At 67.1% G+C, this 16,977-nt stretch carries 14 protein-coding genes; 10 read left to right on the top strand and 4 right to left on the bottom strand.

The annotated features are described in order from the left end of the window. Positions 1–17: 17 nt before the first annotated feature. The 3 genes from CHRYSEO8AT_RS10130 to CHRYSEO8AT_RS10120 are packed head-to-tail and all read right to left on the bottom strand — an operon-like array spanning position 18 to position 2,996. Complete coding sequence (locus CHRYSEO8AT_RS10130; RefSeq protein WP_159849681.1) at positions 18–1,022, bottom strand: HlyD family secretion protein; 1,005 nt, start codon at positions 1,020–1,022, stop codon at positions 18–20. 37 nt (positions 1,023–1,059) lie between these two features. Next, a complete protein-coding gene (locus CHRYSEO8AT_RS10125) occupies positions 1,060–1,827 on the bottom strand; it encodes an ABC transporter ATP-binding protein (protein WP_159849679.1) in 768 nt (255 codons plus the stop codon). Further along, positions 1,824–2,996, bottom strand: coding sequence for an ABC transporter permease (locus CHRYSEO8AT_RS10120; protein WP_159849677.1), 1,173 nt, complete (start codon positions 2,994–2,996; stop codon positions 1,824–1,826). The genes CHRYSEO8AT_RS10125 and CHRYSEO8AT_RS10120 overlap by 4 nt, the downstream gene beginning before the upstream one ends. A gap of 212 nt (positions 2,997–3,208) precedes the next feature. On the opposite strand from CHRYSEO8AT_RS10120, the gene CHRYSEO8AT_RS10115 reads away from it, so the two are divergent. From CHRYSEO8AT_RS10115 to CHRYSEO8AT_RS10085, 7 genes are all read left to right on the top strand, one after another. Beyond that, entirely contained in the window at positions 3,209–5,302 is a 2,094-nt protein-coding gene (locus CHRYSEO8AT_RS10115; RefSeq protein ID WP_159849675.1) for a S46 family peptidase, read from the top strand. 187 nt (positions 5,303–5,489) lie between these two features. Continuing rightward, the gene (locus CHRYSEO8AT_RS10110) at positions 5,490–7,580 is read left to right on the top strand and encodes a S46 family peptidase (RefSeq protein ID WP_159849673.1); all 2,091 of its coding nucleotides are present in this window, start codon (positions 5,490–5,492) and stop codon (positions 7,578–7,580) included. Continuing rightward, complete coding sequence (locus CHRYSEO8AT_RS10105) at positions 7,577–8,083, top strand: GNAT family N-acetyltransferase (RefSeq protein ID WP_159849671.1); 507 nt, start codon at positions 7,577–7,579, stop codon at positions 8,081–8,083. The genes CHRYSEO8AT_RS10110 and CHRYSEO8AT_RS10105 overlap by 4 nt, the downstream gene beginning before the upstream one ends. A gap of 45 nt (positions 8,084–8,128) precedes the next feature. Then, positions 8,129–8,704: a TetR/AcrR family transcriptional regulator gene (locus CHRYSEO8AT_RS10100; protein ID WP_159849669.1), complete on the top strand. Its 576-nt coding sequence runs from the start codon at positions 8,129–8,131 to the stop codon at positions 8,702–8,704. Beyond that, positions 8,704–10,401 (top strand): MFS transporter, encoded by a 1,698-nt coding sequence (locus tag CHRYSEO8AT_RS10095; protein ID WP_159849667.1) that lies wholly within the window; start codon positions 8,704–8,706, stop codon positions 10,399–10,401. Before CHRYSEO8AT_RS10100 ends, CHRYSEO8AT_RS10095 begins: the two co-directional genes overlap by 1 nt. A gap of 13 nt (positions 10,402–10,414) precedes the next feature. Beyond that, on the top strand, positions 10,415–11,515 hold the full coding sequence (locus CHRYSEO8AT_RS10090; RefSeq protein WP_159849665.1) for an HlyD family secretion protein: 1,101 nt from the start codon (positions 10,415–10,417) through the stop codon (positions 11,513–11,515). Positions 11,516–11,576: 61 nt separating this feature from the next. Further along, entirely contained in the window at positions 11,577–11,753 is a 177-nt protein-coding gene (locus tag CHRYSEO8AT_RS10085) for a hypothetical protein (protein WP_201304403.1), read from the top strand. A gap of 3 nt (positions 11,754–11,756) precedes the next feature. Here CHRYSEO8AT_RS10085 and CHRYSEO8AT_RS10080 read toward each other — a convergent pair whose 3' ends face one another. Continuing rightward, positions 11,757–11,960 carry a hypothetical protein gene (locus tag CHRYSEO8AT_RS10080; protein ID WP_236547501.1) on the bottom strand — a complete coding sequence of 68 codons (204 nt, stop codon included), beginning with the start codon at positions 11,958–11,960 and terminating at the stop codon, positions 11,757–11,759. Positions 11,961–12,275: 315 nt separating this feature from the next. On the opposite strand from CHRYSEO8AT_RS10080, the gene CHRYSEO8AT_RS10075 reads away from it, so the two are divergent. The 3 genes from CHRYSEO8AT_RS10075 to CHRYSEO8AT_RS10065 all read left to right on the top strand — a co-directional run bounded on the left by CHRYSEO8AT_RS10075 (position 12,276) and on the right by CHRYSEO8AT_RS10065 (position 16,975). After that, complete coding sequence (locus tag CHRYSEO8AT_RS10075; protein WP_159849660.1) at positions 12,276–13,352, top strand: site-specific DNA-methyltransferase; 1,077 nt, start codon at positions 12,276–12,278, stop codon at positions 13,350–13,352. A gap of 210 nt (positions 13,353–13,562) precedes the next feature. After that, complete coding sequence (locus tag CHRYSEO8AT_RS10070; protein WP_159849658.1) at positions 13,563–14,678, top strand: glycosyltransferase family 4 protein; 1,116 nt, start codon at positions 13,563–13,565, stop codon at positions 14,676–14,678. Positions 14,679–14,827: 149 nt separating this feature from the next. Next, a complete protein-coding gene (locus CHRYSEO8AT_RS10065) occupies positions 14,828–16,975 on the top strand; it encodes an amylo-alpha-1,6-glucosidase (RefSeq protein WP_159849656.1) in 2,148 nt (715 codons plus the stop codon). The last annotated feature ends 2 nt before the right edge of the window (positions 16,976–16,977 follow it).

Below are 16,977 nucleotides of genomic sequence, written 5' to 3'. Positions count from 1 at the left end.
GCCGCTGATCCGCTGTCCTACTGCGGGCGCATCGCCTGGTTCGGACCGACGCCGGTCGTGGCGACGCGCTTGGCGCCGGCCGTCTCGCCCGGTTTCATGAACTTGACCAGCACGCGCTGGCCGATCAGCAGGGGCGCGTCGCCGGCCGAGGCCACCACTTCCACCACCCGCTCGTCGGTGCGCTGCGAAGGATCGTCGGAGGCCAGTTTGCGGGCGCCGAACACCGCCGCGCGACGCATCACCGCGCCGATATAGACCTTGGTGGCGTCGCCCTCGGGGCTGATCTCGACGGCCTGGCCGTCGGTCAGGTTGGGCAGGTCGCTCTCGACCACCTCGGCGCGCACGATGCGCGGGGCTTCGGGTTCCAGGTCGAACATATTGGAGACGTTCAGGGTCGAGGCGCCGGCGCCGGGATTGGCGTAACGGCGCACGATCCGGCCGTTGCTGGGCGCACGGATGATCGTCAGTTCCTGGTTATAGCGGGCCTGATCCAGCTGGGCGCGGGCGGTCTGGACGGCGGCGGTCTGGGAGCCGAGACGGGCCTGGGCCGTGGCGATGGCGTCCTGGGCCTGGTCCATGCGCTGGGCGGCGACGAAGTTGGTGGCGACCAGGCGTTGCAGGCGTTCCTGCTCGCGCTGGGCGGTGCGGATGTCGACGCGGATCTGGGCCAACTGGCTTTCGGCCTGGTTCACGGCGGCCTGGGCGCTTTGCACCGCCAGGCGGGGTTCATCGTCTTCCTGACGGGCCAGGATCTGGCCGGCGACGACGCGGTCGCCTTCCTGCACCAGCACTTCGCGCACGATGCCGCCGCGACGGGCCGCGATCTGGATGATGCCGCCCTCAACATCGACCTTGCCGTTGGCGATGGCGGCGTAAGGGCTCTCGACCTTGGTGGCCGCAGCCTTGTCCTGCTCGACCTTCTTGGTCTTGGCGGCGGACTGGAACAGCATGAAGCCGACCACCAGCACGATCACCAGCAGCAGGCCGATCCAGGTGCGTTTTTTCTTCAGAAAGCCGGGCATTGGCGTGTCGTCCTAAGAGGAGAATTCGTCGTGTCGGTTAGTGGGACGCCAGTATAGCGTTGGGATCGGGTATGCGGCGTTGGTCGTCCAGGATCTTGCCGTCCTCGATATGGATGACGCGGTCGGCCCAGGCCTCCAGGCGCGGGTCATGGGTCACGCAAATCACGGCGGCGCCGTGTTCGGTGGCGGCGCGACGCAGCAGCTTGATCACCACCTGGCCGTTCTCGCCGTCCAGGGCCGAGGTCGGTTCGTCGGCGAACAGGATCTTGGGATCCTTGGCCAGGGCGCGGGCGATGGCGACGCGCTGCTTCTCGCCGCCGGACAGGGCCGCCGGCCGCTGGTGCAGGCGATGGCCCAAGCCGACTTCTTCGAGGGCGACGGTGGCGCGCTTCCTGGCCTGACCCGTCGTCAGCCCCTGGAACTTCAGTACGGTCTCGACCTGCTGCAGCGCCGTCAGGGCGGGGAACAGGTTGAAGCCCTGGAAGATGAAGCCGCAGTTATCCAGCCGGAACTTGTCGATCCGGCCCGAGGACAGTTTCCACAGGTCGTCGACGTCCAGCACGTCCACCCGACCCTCTTCGGGTTTCAGCAGGCCGGACAGGGCCGCGATCAGGGTGGACTTGCCCGAACCGGACGGCCCCATGACCATGGTCAGGTCGCCATGCTTGGCGTCGAAATCGACGCCCTTCAGCACCTCGACCCAGGCCTTGCCCGACTTGAACCGCTTGACCAGGCCGTTGGCCTCGATCGCGAAGTCGCCGTGCTTTCCGTGAACCTTCGTATGCCCAAAAGACGTATCGGTCATCGCAGCAGGTCCGCCGGTTGGCTGTTCTTGAGGATGCCCAGCGACAGCAGGCCCGACACCATGGCGATGGCGATCAGGCCGATCCCCACCACGATCAGCAGCGACAACGGCAGGGCGATGATCACCGCCCCCATCATGGCCAGCAACGACACCAGCCAGGTCAGGACGATGGCCGCGATGACGCCCACGACGCCGACCCAGAAGCTGAGCTCGACCACGATCCGACGAAGGCTGCCCATGCTGACGCCCAGGGCCCGCAGAGAGGCGAACTCCTTGATATTGGCCATGATGGCGCCGCGCAGGGTCTGCCACGTGATGGCGATGCCGATGATGATCCCCAGCACGACGCAGCCGCCGATGATGATGACCAGGATGCCTTCCTCGAACATGGCGCCGGCGTTGGCGTCGGCCAGCTGCTGCTTGGTCCAGGCCTTCCACTGACCGTTGCCCATGGCGTTCAGCTGAGCCACCACGACCGGTGCACGGGCCGGATCGCGCAGCTTGACCATCAGCGGCCCGACGCGCGCACCGGTGTCGGCCTGGCCCAGCATCCGCAGGGTGTCGCGCGACATGACGATGCCCGGCTGCATCATGTTGGGATAGCCGCGCGTCACGCCGACGACGGTGACGGTCTGGCCATTATACAGGGCCTTGTCGCCCAGCTTGACGCCCAGGGTCGTCAGCGCCGTCTCATCGACCGCGACAGTGTAGGGCTGACGCAAGGCATCGACCAGTTCCTGGGAATAGTCGGTCGGAATGGTCACCGATCCCGGACGGGTATCGATGATGCTGGCCTGGACGAACTTCTGACGCGCTGCGCCCTGGTTGGCGTTGTCGGCCTGGCTCTTGGTCGGATCGACGCTCTTGATGTTCTGGAAGGTGCCGCCGGCGCCATCCAGCGGCATGACCTCGACCACTTCGGGGTGGTTGTAGGCCAGCGGGATGAAACGACGCGGTACGCCCGAAGGGCCGCCGATCAGGCTCTTGGCGCCGGGCTGCATGATGAAGACGTCGGCGTTCGACCGTTCGATGGTCGCGGTGAACCCCTTGCCGATGCCGATGAAGACACCGGTCATCGCCAGGACCAGCAGACCCGACAGGGCCAGGGCCATGACCGCCGCCATATAGCGGCGCCACTCGAACAGCAGTGTTGAAAGCGCAAGCGACATCGTCGTCGATAAATCCCCGGTACGTCCGCCTATCTGAGCGCGCGTCGCCTCACGGCCAAGTTAAATCGGGGTAAGGCTTCGACCGCGCGGACATTGCGGCTTCGAAATCAGGGGACTAAGGGCCATGCAGCCCTTGGCGCCCGCCCTTTGTTGGCGCTAGTTACAACATAACAGATGGGACAGGCCGTCCCGCACTCGGGAGTCTCGCCTTCATGTCCCTGCCTTCGCTTCGTCTTACCGCCTCGCTGGCCGCCCTGGGCGCCGCGACCGCCGTCCTGTCGGCACCCGCCACGTCCGCAAAGGCCGACGAAGGCATGTGGACCTTCGACAACTTCCCCATCGCGACGGTGAACGAGAAATACGGCACCAACATCGACCAGGCCTGGCTGGACCGCGTGCGCAACGCCGCCGTCCGCCTTCAAGGCTGCTCGGCCTCGCTGGTGTCGAACGAAGGCCTGGTGCTGACCAATCACCACTGCGTCGTCTCCTGCGTCCAAGACCTGTCCACGGCCGACAACGACTACGTCAAGAACGGCTGGATGCCCGCCACCCGCGAGGAAGAGAAGAAATGCCCCGGCCAGACGGCCGAGATCCTGACCGACATCGTCGATGTGACCGACCGCGTCACCGGCGCCGGCGCCGGGCTTGAAGGCGCCGCCTTCGTCCAGGCCCGCGCCGCCGAGATCGACAAGATCCAGAAGGAGACCTGCGGTGACGACCAGAAGCTGACCTGCCAGGTCATCAGCTTCTATCGCGGCGGCCAGTACAAGCTGTACAAGTTCCGCAAGTATGACGACGTGCGCCTGGTCTTCGCGCCCGAGTTCCAGGCGGCCTTTTTCGGCGGCGATCCCGACAACTTCAACTTCCCGCGCTACGCCCTGGATGCCGGTTTCCTGCGCATCTACGAGGACGGCAAGCCGGTCGCCACGCCGAACCACCTGACCTGGAACGCCAATGCGCCCAAGGACGGCGACGTCACCTTCGTCGCCGGCAACCCCGGCTCGACCTCGCGCCTGCTGACCATGGCCCAGCTGGAGGTTCTGCGCGATCAGCAGATGCCGCTGACCCTGATCCAGTCGTCTGAACTGCGCGGCCGCCTGCTCGAATATTCGACCACCGGCGAAGAGGCCAAGCGCGTCACCGTCGATCCGCTGTTCGGCCTGGAGAACAGCTTCAAGGTCTTCTACGGCCAGCAGGGCGCCCTGACCGATCCGGCCTTCATGGCGACCAAGCGTTCGGAAGAACAGGAACTGCGCCAGCGCGTCACCGCCGACCCGGCCTTGGCCCAGCGCATTGGCGATCCCTGGGCCGATCTGGAGCGCGTCTCGACCGCCCAGCGCGACCTCTACCTGCCCTACCGCCAGCTGGAATCGGCGGCGGGCCAGCGTTCGCAACTCTACAGCTACGCCAAATCCATCGTCCGCGCCTCCAAGGAGCGGGCCAAGCCGGTGGCTGAGCGTCGCGCCGGTTATTCGGACGCCGACATCGCCTCGCTGGGCCGTCGCCTGGCGACCGAGACGCCGATTTCGACCGATCTGGAGAAGATCTTCGTCGATTTCTGGCTGTCCAAGACCCGCGAATACCTGACGGTGGACAACGCCAATGTGAAGGCGCTGCTGGGCAAGGAAAGCCCGGAACAGGTGGCCGCGCGCCTGATCGACGGCACGCGTCTGGCCGATCCGGCCTTCCGCGCCCAGGCCCTGGCCATGACGCCGGAAGAGCTGGCCGCCTCGGGCGATCCGCTGATCGCCTTCGTCCTGGCCAATGACGATGCGGCCCAGGCCACGCGCACCCAGTGGGAATCGGCCGTGTCCGGCCCGACCAGCCGCGCCGGCGAGAAGATCGCCCAGGCCCGGTTCGCGGTCTACGGCACCAACCTGTACCCGGATGCGACCTTCAGCCTGCGCCTGTCCTATGGTCAGGTGAAGGGCTGGACCTATCGTGGCGTGACGGTGACGCCCTTCACCGAGATCGGCGGCCTGTACGAGCGCAACACCGGCGCAGAGCCCTTCAACGCGGCCGAGGACTGGATGGCGGCCGAAGACAAGGTCAACAAGTCGACCGTCTATGACTTCGTCTCGACCAACGACATCATCGGCGGCAACTCGGGTTCGCCCGTGATCAACGCCAAGGGTGAAGTCATCGGCGCCGCCTTCGACGGCAACATCCACTCGCTGGGCGGCAGCTTCGGTTACGACCCCGAGCTGAACCGCACGGTGACGGTCTCGACCGCGGCCATCACCGAAGCCCTGCGCAACGTCTACAACCAGCCGCGCCTGCTGCGCGAACTGGGCGTGCGGCGCTAGAACCCAACGTCTCCTCCCCATTCGCCTCTTGCGAATGGGGAGGGGGACCGCGAAGCGGTGGAGGGGCTCTTCACCACCGCACCGGCGCCTGTCATGTATCGCAAAGCCCCTCCGTCACGGCGCTGAAGACGCGCCGCGCCACCTCCCCATTCGCTGCGCGAACAGGGAGGAGACATAGGATTATCCCATGCGTCTCGCCCTCCTCGCCTCCGCCGCCGTTTTCGCTCTCGCCGCCACCTCGGCCCATCCTGGAAAGGCATTGGCCGAAGAAGGCATGTGGACCTACGACAACTTCCCCATCGCTCGCGCCAACACGGCCTTGGGCACGAACATCGATCAGGCCTTCCTGGATCGGGTGCGGCTGTCGTCGGTGAAGTTCGGCGGCTGTTCGGCGGGCGTGGTGTCGGGCCAGGGCCTGGTGATGACCAACAACCACTGCGTCGCCACCTGCGTCGCCAACCTGTCCACGCCGCAGCAGCAGTATGGCGAGACCGGCTTCACGCCCAAGACGCGCGAGGAAGAGCGCAAATGCCCCGGCGCCACGGCCGAAATCCTGACCGACATTTCGGACGTGACCGAGCGGATGCACAAGGCCGGCGAGGGTCTTGAAGGCCAGGCCTTCACCCAGGCGCGCGAGGCCGAGGCCGGCCGGATCGAAACCGAAGCCTGCGGAAACGATCCCAAGATCCGCTGCCAGGTCGTCAGCCTGTATCGGGGCGGCCAGTTCAAGCTCTACAAATTCCGCAAATACTCAGACGTCCGCCTGGCCTGGGCGCCGGAAGATCGCGCCGCGACCTTCGGCGGCGACCTGGACAACTTCTCCTTCCCGCGCTTCGCCATCGATGCGGCCTTCATCCGTCTGTATGAAGACGACAAGCCGGTCGAGACGCCGATCCACTTCACTTGGAACGCCGACAAGCCGACCGAGGGCGAGGCCGTCTTCGTCTCGGGCAATCCCGGCGCGACCCAGCGCCTGCTGACGATGGACCAACTGGCCACCATCCGCGACGTGGTCCTGCCGCTGGATCAGCTGATCGCCTCCGAACTGCGCGGCCGGCTGATCCGCTATGCCGAAGAAGGCGAGGACCAGGCCTTCATCGCCATGGACCCCATCGTGGGCGTGGAGAACACCTACAAGCGCGGCCTGGGCCGGATGCGCGCCCTGACTGACGCCAACTTCATGACGGCCAAGGCGGCGGCCGAAGCCGACTTCATGCAGCGCTACGCCGCCACGAACGGAACCGGCCCTGATCCGTGGGGCGCGCTAGAAGCCGTTCAGCCCCTAGCCCGCGAACTCTACGCCCCAACCGCCTTGCTTGAGGGCGGCACCGCCATGGGCACGACCTCGGTCGCGGGCGGATCGCAGCTGTTCCAGTGGGCGCGCGCCATCGTGCGCGGCGCGCAGGAGCGGGCCAAGCCGTCGGATCAGCGTCTGGCCGAATACGCCGACAGCCGCCTGCCCGGCGTCGAATCCGGCCTGTTCGCCGAGCGTCCGACCTATCCGGAGCTGGAGCAGATCCGGCTGGAGTGGTGGCTGTCCAAGACGCGGGAATGGCTGACGGTCGACAGCCCGCACGTCCGCACCCTATTGGCCAAGGAAAGCCCCGAGGGTCTATCGGCCCGCATCGTCGCCGGCACCAAACTGGCCGACCCGGCCGTGCGCCGCGCCCTGTGGACCGGCGGCCTCGCGGCGGTCCAGGCGTCGGACGACCCGCTGATCCAGTATGTGCTGTCGATCGACGCCGACGCCCGCGCCGTTCGCGCCGAGTGGGAGAACAAGGTCAAGGCGCCGACCGACCGCGCCTCCGAGCAGTTGGCCGCCGCCCGCTTCGCCGCCTATGGCGACGCCGTCTATCCCGACGCCACCGGCACCCTGCGTCTGACCTATGGCCAGGTCGAAGGCTCGGACGTGCCGGGCCAACGATTTTCCGCCTTCACCACCTTCGCCGGTCTGTGGGACCGGGCTACCGGCGCCGAGCCCTTCGCCGTCGCGCCCAAACTGCTGGCGGCCAAGGACCGGATCGATCCGAACGCGGTGATGGACATGGCCATCTCGACCGACACCATCGGCGGCTCGTCCGGCTCGCCGGCCATCAATGCCAGGGGCGAGATCATCGGGGCCAACTTCGATTCCACCGTCCTGACCCAGCGCAACGCCTATGGCTACGACCGCGCCGTGAACCGCAGCGTTATCGTCACCACCCAGGCCGTCACCGTGGCCCTGCGCGACGTCTACGGCATGGATCATCTGGTCGAGGAGCTGGGCGTAACCCGGTGAGCGAGATCGTTTTCCGCGCGGCGACGCCCGATGATGTCGCCGCGCTGCATACCCTGATCGAGCGCGCCTATCGCGGCGACACGGCCAAGGCCGGCTGGACGCATGAGGCCGACCTGCTGTCGGGCGCCCGCACCAGCGCGGACGAGCTGACGGCCCTGATCGCCGATCCCGACCGGGTCGTCCTGCTGGCCCACGACGGCGTGCTGATCGGCTGCGTCCAGGTCGCCCGCGCCGGCGACGACCAGGCCTATCTGGGCATGCTGACGGTCGAGCCGACCCTGCAGGCGTCCGGCCTGGGCCGCCGCCTGCTGACCGCCGCCGAGGTCGAGGCTGTCGCCCGGTTCAGCGCGCGTCGCATGGAGATGACGGTCATCCGCCGCCGGGCCGAACTGATCGCCTGGTACGAGCGGCGCGGCTATGCCCCCACCGGCGAGACCCGCCCCTTCCCCGTCGATCCGCCCCGGCCGGAACTGGCGTTCGTGGTGTTGGAAAAACCACTCTAGCGACCCTTGCAAAACGGACACCGCTGTCCATTTAAGCGCGTCACCATGTCGCGCCCCGCCCCCAAACCTGTCCGCAAGGACGCCGTCCACAATCGCGCCGCCCTGCTGGAGGCCGCGCGCGCGGTCTTCGCCGACCAGGGTCTGGACGCGCCGCTGGACCTGATCGCCGAAAAGGCCAGGGTCGGGCGCGGCACCCTCTATCGCCACTTCGCCGACCGCACCGAACTGGCGCTGGCTGTGCTGGAGGCCGATGTCGCGGACCTGGGTCGGCGCACCGCCGAACAGGGGGACGACCCGTCCGTCTTCTTCTGGTTCCTGGACCGGCTGGCCGAGGACATGGTGCGCAATGCGGGCCTGGCCGGGGTCGTGCGGAACGTGCGGTCGCCGGATGCGCTTACCCCCTTGCGGCAGAGCTTGATGGAGGCGGGGGCCGCACCGCTGGCGCGGGCCCAGGCCGCCGGCCTGGTGAGGGAGGATTTGCGGCCGATGGACATCCGCCTGATCGCCACCCTGCTGGGCGCCGGCTTCCAGGGAGCCGACGCGGCAGAACGTCAGGCCGTGTCGCTGCGCACCCGCGCGATCATCCTCGACGGATTGAAGCCTCGCGGGGAGCCCCGCTGATGCCCCGTAACAACTGGCACCTGCCCTGGGAACAGTATGTCGAGACGCTGAAGCCGCACGAGCGGCCGATGATGCCGGGCTCGCCCGCCACGCCCGACCATTCCTGGCCGATGCGAATCCAGTACGCCCTGACCGGCCTGCTGGTCGCCATGGTCGGGTCGCTGGGCAACGCCGCCGTCACCGCCAACATCCAGAACCTGCAGGGCTCGCTGGGGATCACGATCACCGAGTCCGCCTGGTTGCCGGTCGTCTTCGTCATGACCAACGCCTGCATGAACCTGATCCTGGTCAAGTTCAGGATGCAGTATGGCCTGCGCCTGTTCACCCAGATCTTCTTGGGCGCCTTTGTGCTGGTCTGCGCCGCCCACCTGTTCGTCGACAACTATCAGTCGACGCTGCTAGTGCGGGCCATCGCCGGCATGGCGGGCGCGGGCCTGAGCAGCCTGGGCTTTCTCTACATCATCCAGGCCTTTCCGGCGGCGCACCGGCTGAAGGGGCTGATCATCGGCATCGGCCTGGCCAGTTTCGCCGTGCCGATCTCTCGCCTGGTAATGCCCGGCCTGCTTCTGCTCGGCGACTGGCGCGCCTTCTACATGTTTGAGTTGGGCATGTGTCTGGTCGCCTGGGGCGCGGTGCAGGTGGTCAAGCTGCCGCCGTCCGAGCGGCTGCGGGTGTTCGACCGTCTGGACTTCCTGACCTTCGCCCTGTTCGCGCCGGGGGTGGCCCTGCTGTGCGCCTCGCTGGGCCTGGGGCGGATCGTGTGGTGGACGCAAGCCCCCTGGATCGGCTGGGCCCTGGTCGGCTCCATCGTCCTGCTGACCGCCGCCTTCCTGGTCGAGCACAACCGGAAAAATCCGCTGATCAACACCCGCTGGCTGACGGGGCCGGACCTGCTGCGCCTGTTCGGGGCCATCCTGCTGATCCGCATGGTGCTGACCGAACAGACCTCGGGCGCGGTGGGCTTCCTGACGGTCGTGGGGCTGGGGCCGGATCAACTGCACGGCCTATTCGTCGTCATCCTTCTGTCGATGATCGCCGGCACCCTGGTCAGCGCCTTCACTCTGAACATGGAGAAGCTGAACAAGCCGATCGCCATCGCCCTGGCCCTGATCGCTCTGGGCGCCTGGATCGACAGCCACTCGACCGTCCTGACCCGCCCGGCCCAGCTCTATTTCAGCCAGGCCCTGATCGCTTTCGCCTCGGCCATGTTCATCGGCCCGGCCCTGATGATCGGCATCGCCAAGGTGCTGACCCAGGGCAAGCAGAACTTGATCAGCTTCATCGTCATGTTCAGCGTGCTTCAGAACGTGGGCGGCTTGGCCGGCGGCGCCCTGACCGGCACGCTGCAGATCGTCCGCGAGAAATACCATTCCAACCAGTTGGCGGCCGGCATCTCGGCCTTGGACCCCCAGGTGGCGCTTCGCCTGCGCCAGCTGTCGGGCGCCTATGCGTCCACCATCACCGACCCGGCCCTGCTGAACGCCGAGGGGGCCGCCCTGCTGAGCCGACAGGTGACGCAACAGGCCAATGTCCTGGCCTACAACGACGTCTTCCTGGTCATCGCCGTGATCGCGGCCCTGGGCTGCGCCTGGGTGACAGTCACCCATCTTCGCCCGCGCTGGAAGGCGCGCCGCGACGCCAAGAACAACAATGCTGACGCCGCCGCCCAGGCCGCCGCCGTCGCCGCCGCAGATTGAACCGAGACCCGCCATGACCGACGCCGCCCCACCCGCCTCCGCACCTCAACCGGCCTCCGCCGCGCCGGCGCCGGCTCCTGCGCCCAAGAAAAATGTGCTGTGGACCGTCATCGCCGCCGGCGTCGCCCTGCTGGGCGTGCTGCTGGTGCTCTATGCCTGGCAGTTGCCGCCGTTCAGGGGCGCGATCCAGCGCACCGACAACGCCTATGTGCGGGGCCAGGTCACCATCATCAGCCCTCAGGTGAACGGCTATGTGGTTCAGGTGCCGGTCCAGGACTTCCAGACCGTTCAACAGGGCGCGGTGCTGGCCCAGGTCGACGACCGCATCTATCGCCAGCGTCTTGAGCAGGCCGAGGCCAGTCTGCACGCCGCCGAGGCCGCCCTGTCCAACTCGACCCAGACCCAGGCGTCCGCGCGCGGTTCGGTGGCCCAGCAGCGCGCCTCCATCGCCGCCGCCGAGGCGACCCTGACCCGCGCCCAGGCCGACGCTAACCGCGCCCGCACCCTGAAGGCCGGCGGCTGGGTGGCCCAGGCCAATGTCGACATCGCCGAGGCCGCCCTGCGCAGCGCCCAGGCCCAGGTCGCCCAGGCCCGCGCCGCCGAGGGCATCGCCCAGACCGGCGTCACCTCCGCCGTCGTCGGCCGCGACAGCCTGGCCGCCGCCGTCGAGAACGCCCAGGCCGCCGTGCGCCTGGCCCAGATCGATCTGGCCAACACCCGCATCACCGCCCCCCGCCCCGGCCGCCTGGGCGAAATCGGCGTGCGCCAGGGCCAGTATGTCACCGCCGGCACCCAGCTGATGGGCCTGGTCCCCGACGTCGTTTGGGTGACGGCCAACATGAAGGAGACGCAGATGAAGAACATCCGCGTCGGCCAGCCGGTCGAGATCACCGTGGACGCTCTGGGCGGCCAGACCCTGCGCGGCCACGTCGAACGCATCGCCCCCGCCGCCGGCAGCGAGTTCAGCGTCATCCGCCCCGACAACGCCACCGGCAATTTCACCAAGGTCGCCCAGCGCATCCCCGTCCGCATCCGCATCGATCCGGACCAGGAAGCGGCCGGACGCCTGGCGCCGGGCATGTCTGTGGTGGCGAAGGTGAATACGGCGGGTTAGGTGCCCGTTTCGGAACGCCTCGGCCGCCCTCGCGCTATTCCTCCCAGCAAGGGAGATCATCATGGATCGCGAACAGACCGAAGGTCGTGAGAAGAACGGCGCCGATCCGGCCGGAAAGCCGGACGCCCTGACCTCCGACAAGGATACGAAAAAGGTCGGTCAGGTCGAACGTCAGAGCGCGGGACCAGATGGGCCGGACGCGACGGAGATCGGCGACACCTTCAAGAAGAAGTCCTGAGCCTCACGCTCTGCGCGACGACAGGCTGGCGGCGAGCAGATGCACGTCATGCGCGCGCATCCGCTCGAAGTTGCCCAGACCCAGCGCTAAAGCGCGCATGATCTCGGTCTGACGCGTGTGCTCAGGATGTGCGGGCAAGGACGATTCCGCCCGCGCCAGTTCTGCGTCCAGTTCGGCCATCATATGGGCCAGTATTCCGTCGTTCATCTGATCCTCCATCGCACCGCCGACCGCCGAAGACGGTTAGAGCACGGCGAGAACAAATGCGGAACATGCTGAGTTGCCGAGACTGTGGATTACCGTCTCCTCCCATTCCATGGGAAGGTGGCGCGGCGCCTCTTGGCGCATGTGAGACTTCATGAACCCCTCCACCGCTTCGCGGTCCCCTCCCCGTGATGTGGGGAGGAGACAGCCATCGTTCTTGTCCCCAAGGCGAAACAGGGCGATCGTCTCGCGCCGGTTACCCGACCTTAACCACAAGGATTCACCATAGCGGTCTCATTGTTCCGGGGCCGCGTTTCCATGTCCGATCTGAAGACTGACGTCATTCACCGTGGCGACTGCATCGAAGTGCTGAAAAGCCTGCCCGACGCCTCGGTTGACATGGTCTTCGCCGACCCCCCCTATAATCTACAGCTGGGCGGCGACCTGCTGCGTCCCGACAACTCCAAGGTCGACGCCGTCGATGATGACTGGGACAAGTTCGCCAGCTTCGCCGACTACGACGCCTTCACCCGCGCCTGGCTGGCCGAATGCCGCCGGGTGCTGAAGCCGGAAGGCTCGATCTGGGTCATCGGCTCCTATCACAACGTCTTCCGCCTCGGTTCGGCGATCCAGGATCTCGGCTTCTGGGTGCTGAACGACATCATCTGGCGCAAGTCCAACCCGATGCCGAACTTCAAGGGCACCCGGTTCACCAATGCCCACGAGACCCTGATCTGGGCCGCCAAGAGCCGCGATCAGAAGCGCTACACCTTCAACTACGACGCCCTGAAGGCCTTCAACGAAGACACGCAGATGCGGTCGGACTGGACCTTCGCCCTGTGCACCGGCGAGGAGCGGATCAAGGACGCCGACGGCAAGAAGGCCCATCCGACGCAAAAGCCCGAGGCCCTGCTGCACCGCGTCCTGCTGTCGGCGACCCGCCCCGGCGATGTGATCCTGGACCCCTTCTTCGGCACCGGCACCACCGGCGCCGCCGCCAAGCGGCTGGGCCGCCACTACATCGGCATCGAACGTGACGAGACCTATGCCGATGTCGCCGAGACCCGCATCGCCTCGGTCATCCCCGCCCGTCCCGAAGACCTGATGGTCACTGGCTCCAAACGCGCCGAACCCAAGGTGCCCTTCGGCGCCCTGGTCGAGGCCGGCCTGCTGCATCCCGGCGACCGTCTGTACTGCCCCAAGGGCGAGCGCGAGGCCCGCGTCCGCGCCGATGGTTCGCTGGTGTCCGGCTCGCTCAGCGGCTCGATCCACAAGCTGGGCGCCCTGTTTGAAAACGCCCCCGCCTGCAACGGTTGGACCTACTGGCGCTTCAAGACCGACCAGGGCCTGAAATCCATCGACGCCCTGCGCTCCGAGGTCCGCGCCGCGATGTAGGCCGGTGCGACGCCGCGTCGCATCAGCCACATCAATCACTTAGCCGCGCGGACGAACTCAAAACGTACGAATCCGCACACTGACAGTGGTTCAGCTTCGCTGTAACCCACCGAAACCTATGTGAAAATCCGCAACCCGCGATGGAACTTCGCAGTTGCGAGATCATTGTTGTCCACGGCCCGCGCCATTGCGGGGTCGGAGCACAACATCATGAAGATCGCGCAGGTCACCCCGCTTTACGAGGCCGTTCCTCCGAAGCTTTACGGCGGCACTGAACGCGTTGTCGCCCACCTGACCGACGCCCTGGTCGATCTGGGCCATGACGTCACCCTATTCGCCAGCGCCGACGCCCAGACCAAGGCGCGCCTGGTTCCCGTTCGCGATCAGGCCATCCGCCTGGATCCCGCGCCGCTGAAATCCGACCTCGCCGCCCACCTCTCCATGCTGGGCGAGGTGATGGACCGCGCCGACGAGTTCGACGTGATGCACTTCCACACCGACATGATCCATTTCCCGCTTTTCCGGCAGTATGCGGACAAGACGATCACGACCCTGCACGGTCGCCTCGACATGAAGGACCTGCCCGGCGTCTATGCCCGCTGGAGCGAGTTCGGCCTGGTCTCCATCTCGGATGATCAGCGCAAGCCCCTGCACTTCGCCAACTGGAAGGCGACCGTGCATCACGGCATGCCCGGCGAACAGTATCTGTTCTCGCCCAAGTCCGAGGGCTACCTCGCCTTCCTAGGCCGCATCTCGCCCGAGAAACGCCCCGACCGCGCCATCGAGATCGCCACCAAGCTGGGCAAGCGCTTGAAGATGGCCGCCAAGGTTGACGCCGCCGACAAACGCTATTGGGAAGAAACCATCCGCCCGATGGTCGAGGGCAATCCCCTGATCGAGTTCATCGGCGAGATCGGCGACCACCAGAAATCCGCCTTCCTGGGCGGCGCAGACGCCCTGCTGTTCCCCATCGACTGGCCCGAGCCCTTCGGCCTGGTGATGATCGAGGCCATGGCCTGCGGCACGCCTGTCGTCGCCTTCCGCTGCGGTTCGACGCCCGAGATCATCGAGGACGGCGCCACCGGCTTCCTGGTCGATACCATGGAACAGGCCATCGCCGCCGCCGGCCGCGCCCATCTGCTGGACCGCGAGGCTGTACGCGCCCGCTTCGACCTGCGGTTCTCGGCTACCGCCATGGCGCGTCGCTATCTGGACGTCTACGGCGACCTCCTGGCCCGTCGCCCCTTCGCCGAGGCGGCGCTGGGCAATGTGGTCACACCGCTGCGCCCACTTGAGGAAGGTCGCAGCTTCGCCGCCAGCGCCTAAGCGTCACAGCCGACGATTATCGAAGAAAAACAGGCGGCGGAGGTGAACCCTCCGCCGCCTGCTTCATTTGATCATTCAAGCGGCCCCTCAGCGCCGCATTCGGGTGCGACACGTTCGGCCAAGGCCTCAAACGACGGGGAAGAGACCGCATGGACGACGCCTATTCCACCCAACTGACCGCCGGCGAGACCGTCGAGGCCTCTGGCCTCGAACAGTTGATGGCGCTGAAGGACGGCGACACCTTCCTGGTCGCGGACGGCTGGGGCGACATGAAGGGTGGCGCGGACGGCCTATTTGCCGACGACACGCGCGTCCTGTCGCGCTGGGCCATGACGGTCGGCCTGCTGAAGCCGTCGCGCCTGTCTTCCGGCGTTAGCCAGGACAACGTCTTCTTCTCCTGCCACACCACCAACCGCCCCCTGCCCCCGATGGGCGGCCGGTCCGCCCCCGCCGGCGTGCTGCATATCGAGCGGCGTCGCTTCCTGTGGGGCCGGCGGATGTTCGAGCGGATCCAGATGGTCAACCACGGCGTGGAGGACATCCTCCTGCCGCTAGCCTTCGATTTCGGCGCCGACTTCGCAGACATCTTCCAGGTGCGGGGCACGCACCGGGCCAAGCGCGGCACGATCCACACCCCGACCACCGACGGTCGCCGCGTGACCTTCCGCTACACCGGGCTGGACGATGTCGAACGCTCCAGCTGCCTGGCCTTCTCCGAGCCGCCCGCCCGCCTGACGCACCAGAGGGCCGAGTTCATGTTCAGCCTGCCCAAGGGCCGGGCCATGGACCTGTTCATCGAATGCGGCGTCGATGCCTGCGAGACGCCGGACGCCGGGCGCTGGCGTCTAAACGCCGTCCAGGCCCGGCTGGCCATGCGCGCAAAACGCCGTCGCGGCGCCTCGGTGCGCGGCCCGCGCAGTCCCCGTTTCAACGACTGGCTGGATCAGTCGCGGGCCGACATGGCCTTGCTGACGACCGATCTGCCGACCGGTCCCTATCCCTATGCCGGAACGCCCTGGTTCTCGACCCCGTTCGGGCGCGACGGTATCATCGCCGCCTGGCAGATGCTGTGGCTGGATCCGTCCCTGGCCAAGGGCGTCCTGACCTATCTGGCCTCGCGCCAGGCGACCGAGACCTCGCTGTTCCAGGACAGCCAGCCCGGCAAGATCATGCACGAGACGCGCGGGGGCGAGATGAGCGCCCTGCACGAGGTGCCCTTCGGCCTCTATTACGGCGGGGTCGACACCACCTGCCTGTTCATCGCCCTGGCCGGCGCCTATGCCAACCGCACCGGCGATCTGGACCTGATCCGCACGCTCTGGCCCAATCTGATCGCCGCCGCCGACTGGATGCGCGACTATGGCGACAGCAACAACGACGGCCTGATCGACTATCAGCGCGGCGCCGACACCGGCCTGTCCAACCAGGGCTGGAAGGACTCCGAAGACAGCATCTTCCACGCCGACGGCCGCTTCCCCAAGGGGCCCATCGCGCTTCTGGAAGTCCAGGGCTACGCCTTCGCCGCCTGGAAGGCCCTGGCCGACCTGGGCGATCGGCTGCACGACGACCGCACGACCGAATGGCGGATGCGCGCCGAACAGGTCCGCGCCCTGGTCGAGGACAAGTTCTGGATGGAGGACGAGGGCTTCTATGCGGTCGCTCTGGACGGCGACGGCGAGCAGTGCCGCGCCATCGCCTCCAACGCCGGCCATCTGCTGTTCACCGGTCTGCCGTCGCTGGAGCGCGCGCGCCGCGTCACCAAACGCCTGTTATCGGCCGAGTTCCGCACCGGCTGGGGCATCCGCACGCTGGAGCTGGGCCAGGCCCGCTTCAACCCGATGAGCTATCACAACGGCTCGGTCTGGCCCCATGACACCGCCATGGCCGCCGCCGGCATGGCAAACTATGGAGAGCGCGACGCCGTCGCCGCCATCCTGGCCGAGATCTACGCCGCCGCGGCCCATTTCCACCTGCGCCTGCCCGAACTGTTCTGCGGCTTCCCGCGCGAACCGGGTGAGCCGCCCATTGCCTATCCGGTCGCCTGCCTGCCCCAAGCGTGGGCGGCGGGTTCGGTCTTCCTGATGCTTCAGGCGACGCTGGGCCTGTCCATCGACGCCTGGACCGAGACCGTCGACCTCGCCGACCCCGTCCTGCCCGCCGGCCTGGACCGTCTGAGGATCACCGGCCTGGAGGTCGGCGGCTCCGTCGTCGATCTGAACATCCAGCACGCCGGCGGCCGCGCCGTCGTCATCCCCAATCACAAACAGGGCAAGGTCGCGATCCGAACCCTGCGGTAAGC

It is taken from the genome of Brevundimonas sp. G8 (assembly GCF_902506205.1).
In the GTDB taxonomy this organism is placed as follows: Bacteria; Pseudomonadota; Alphaproteobacteria; order Caulobacterales; family Caulobacteraceae; genus Brevundimonas.
The sequence above is the reverse complement of the archived record's forward strand: the minus strand, read 5'-3'. Positions and strand labels throughout refer to the sequence as shown.

Excerpts from the sequence above, each read along its gene's own strand:
- CHRYSEO8AT_RS10115 (WP_159849675.1), top strand. The coding sequence starts at position 3,209 with ATGTCCCTGCCTTCGCTTCGTCTTACCGCCTCGCTGGCCGCCCTGGGC.
- CHRYSEO8AT_RS10125 (WP_159849679.1), bottom strand. The coding sequence starts at position 1,827 with ATGACCGATACGTCTTTTGGGCATACGAAGGTTCACGGAAAGCACGGC.
- CHRYSEO8AT_RS10130 (WP_159849681.1), bottom strand. The coding sequence starts at position 1,022 with ATGCCCGGCTTTCTGAAGAAAAAACGCACCTGGATCGGCCTGCTGCTG.
- CHRYSEO8AT_RS10070 (WP_159849658.1), top strand. The coding sequence starts at position 13,563 with ATGAAGATCGCGCAGGTCACCCCGCTTTACGAGGCCGTTCCTCCGAAG.
- CHRYSEO8AT_RS10120 (WP_159849677.1), bottom strand. The coding sequence starts at position 2,996 with ATGTCGCTTGCGCTTTCAACACTGCTGTTCGAGTGGCGCCGCTATATG.
- CHRYSEO8AT_RS10090 (WP_159849665.1), top strand. The coding sequence starts at position 10,415 with ATGACCGACGCCGCCCCACCCGCCTCCGCACCTCAACCGGCCTCCGCC.
- CHRYSEO8AT_RS10080 (WP_236547501.1), bottom strand. The coding sequence starts at position 11,960 with ATGAACGACGGAATACTGGCCCATATGATGGCCGAACTGGACGCAGAA.
- CHRYSEO8AT_RS10065 (WP_159849656.1), top strand. The coding sequence starts at position 14,828 with ATGGACGACGCCTATTCCACCCAACTGACCGCCGGCGAGACCGTCGAG.
- CHRYSEO8AT_RS10095 (WP_159849667.1), top strand. The coding sequence starts at position 8,704 with ATGCCCCGTAACAACTGGCACCTGCCCTGGGAACAGTATGTCGAGACG.
- CHRYSEO8AT_RS10075 (WP_159849660.1), top strand. The coding sequence starts at position 12,276 with ATGTCCGATCTGAAGACTGACGTCATTCACCGTGGCGACTGCATCGAA.
- CHRYSEO8AT_RS10100 (WP_159849669.1), top strand. The coding sequence starts at position 8,129 with ATGTCGCGCCCCGCCCCCAAACCTGTCCGCAAGGACGCCGTCCACAAT.
- CHRYSEO8AT_RS10085 (WP_201304403.1), top strand. The coding sequence starts at position 11,577 with ATGGATCGCGAACAGACCGAAGGTCGTGAGAAGAACGGCGCCGATCCG.
- CHRYSEO8AT_RS10110 (WP_159849673.1), top strand. The coding sequence starts at position 5,490 with ATGCGTCTCGCCCTCCTCGCCTCCGCCGCCGTTTTCGCTCTCGCCGCC.